The organism is Bartonella sp. AA126HLJHH, assembly GCF_042197425.1.
GTDB lineage: Bacteria > Pseudomonadota > Alphaproteobacteria > Rhizobiales > Rhizobiaceae > Bartonella.
Genome location: NZ_JBHIRU010000072.1, coordinates 1 through 2124, shown reverse-complemented (window position 1 = coordinate 2124; position 2124 = coordinate 1). Strand labels below are relative to the sequence as shown.

General features: G+C 40.8%; 2 protein-coding genes and 1 pseudogene. All 3 read right to left on the bottom strand.

The genetic code is table 11. The annotated features are described in order from the left end of the window. Nucleotides 1-148 precede the first annotated feature (148 nt). Complete coding sequence (locus ACFIQC_RS09690) at nt 149-529, bottom strand: hypothetical protein (RefSeq protein ID WP_375630619.1); 381 nt, start codon at nt 527-529, stop codon at nt 149-151. A 22-nt stretch (nt 530-551) separates the two neighbouring features. Further along, on the bottom strand, nt 552-1676 hold the full coding sequence (locus tag ACFIQC_RS09685) for a N4-gp56 family major capsid protein (RefSeq protein ID WP_375630621.1): 1125 nt from the start codon (nt 1674-1676) through the stop codon (nt 552-554). A gap of 91 nt (nt 1677-1767) precedes the next feature. Next, nucleotides 1768-2124: pseudogene (locus ACFIQC_RS09680) on the bottom strand (hypothetical protein); the annotation flags it as partial.

The window sequence follows — 2124 nt, the reverse complement described above, 5'->3', positions numbered from 1 at the left end:
ATCAAAGCACCACGAGGTAGCGTGCCTATTCTCATAGCGTTTTCTTTATCTTCATAGCTAAAATTAAGCCGCAAAAAGCTTACCTGCTGGGTATGAAGATTTCTCCCTTGCAAGGGCTGTGGTAAATAATCTGCCATGTCTTATCCCCTCAATGATTTGTTACGAATTGCACAACCACAATACATTCACCAGCATCAGTGGTTTTGTCTCGTGTTGCATAAAGGGTCATCTCCTTATCATCTGCAACAAAAGACTTTTGATCTGTTGGCGTAAAATCTTGCGTGCCTTGGGCTTTGATGTCTTTTTCTCCAAACTCATTACCCCCATAGGTACTGCCAATCTTCAACTTCGCTTCTGAAAATGCCGTCTTAACGAACGCTTTAATTGAAGTGATCAAAGCACCACGTGGTAATATCCCTATTTTCGTTGTAAGACGCTTCTCTTTATGCGATATGTTCAAGCGAAAAAAACTCACTTGTTGCGTAACCAAGTTTCTCCCTTGTAGGGGCTGTGGTAATCCTTCTGCCATGTTTTATTTCCTTTCCATGAATTTAAGAAGGCTTTTCACCTGTACAAGTTGAAACAACAACTGTTCCAAAATCTTGCGCATGTTGTCCTCTTCCCGGCATTTGGAAACGCGTTTTCTTCATCCCTAGGATTGTTTTCACTGCAACCCCATATACCCGTTGATAATCATCAAGCTCTTCAACCAATTTATAGCGCGTATCTTGATTTTCTGCTCCAAAGGCAAGCATCACACTTTGTGCACCCAGTAATACAGCACGTCGGACATTTTCTTCAACACTACCATCGGATTTTACACCATGCGTCACATGTTCCGATTCACGTAAAATCACACCGTTATACATGCCTAGTGAACCATCAAAGATTGGGTTTTGCGCACGAGAGCCTGTGTAAGCAGCTTTCTGAATATCAAGCCACTGACCAGTCTCTGTATTGGTACGCAATTGCATAACTTGTATGGGATGAAGATACATGACGTAAACATTGGAACCACCAACACGTACTGGTCTGATTTTGGGGTTAGCCAACTTTGCAACTTTAACAGCTTCATCAATCAGCTTAAGGCTAAAACCGTGTTTTGCCAGCTCTTTTACGTCTTCATCTTTCGTTTTGGCTTCTGGTCGTACAATGCGCTTACTACTTGGTGCCAATGGTGCATTAAAACCATAATACAATTCATCAAGTTCAATCTCACGCCCTTCAAATTTCATTGTAGGTGCTGTGTACCCACACACTTGCGTGAAAAACATCAAACTTAAACGGTCCGCATACCAATCAACCAATGACTTGTGTGCTTCGTCGCGTAAACTAAACAAAATACGTTGTTGATCAATTGTACCTTTGTTCTTCGTCGAAACTGCATGATTAAGTTCATTGATATATAATTTGTCATGAAGAAACTGAAGAGCTTCTTCATTACCTTTAAGCGTTTCACCTTCGCTTACACCACGCCCCATAATCTGTGCACGTAAGCTAAATGTAACACAATCGCCACCTTCTTTCCTAAGTTCATTTTTGACTTGAATGATACTATTGGAGCCTTCTCCCATTAATGGTTCAATATCAAGCGCTTTAGACGCTTCATAATTTAATCTCTTTGACCAAGCTTTCACCGCTTGAGCATCATTAATAGGTATACGTGTTATTGCCATTGATTTTACCTTTCTTTGCTATAAAAAAACCGGCTTAAAGCCGGCAAAAACCCGCATTAAAAGCGGATTACGTTATGCACCTAGACTATAATCAGCCATCGCGCCCCATTAACTTATCAAAAATGATTTGATTCTTAGGATTGCTATACCATTCTCCAAATTCTTTATCAGACATATTTCCAATAGATTCTAAAGTCATAGGACCCGTCACGCCCCCTCCACCAGATGCTGTCAAAGTCCGCGCAGAATTCTGCCGGCTTTGAAGTTCTGCAACTTGATTATTCGCTTGTACTGCTTGGTTCTTATAGCCAAGATTTTGCGCTATTCTATAAATCTCTTCTGCCGGATTGAGATCTCTTTGTGCACAAGTCGCTACAAGAGCATGCAATTGATCTCTTATAATCGCATCTATTGTGTTTTGTTGTCCATACTCAGGATAAAGTGATGA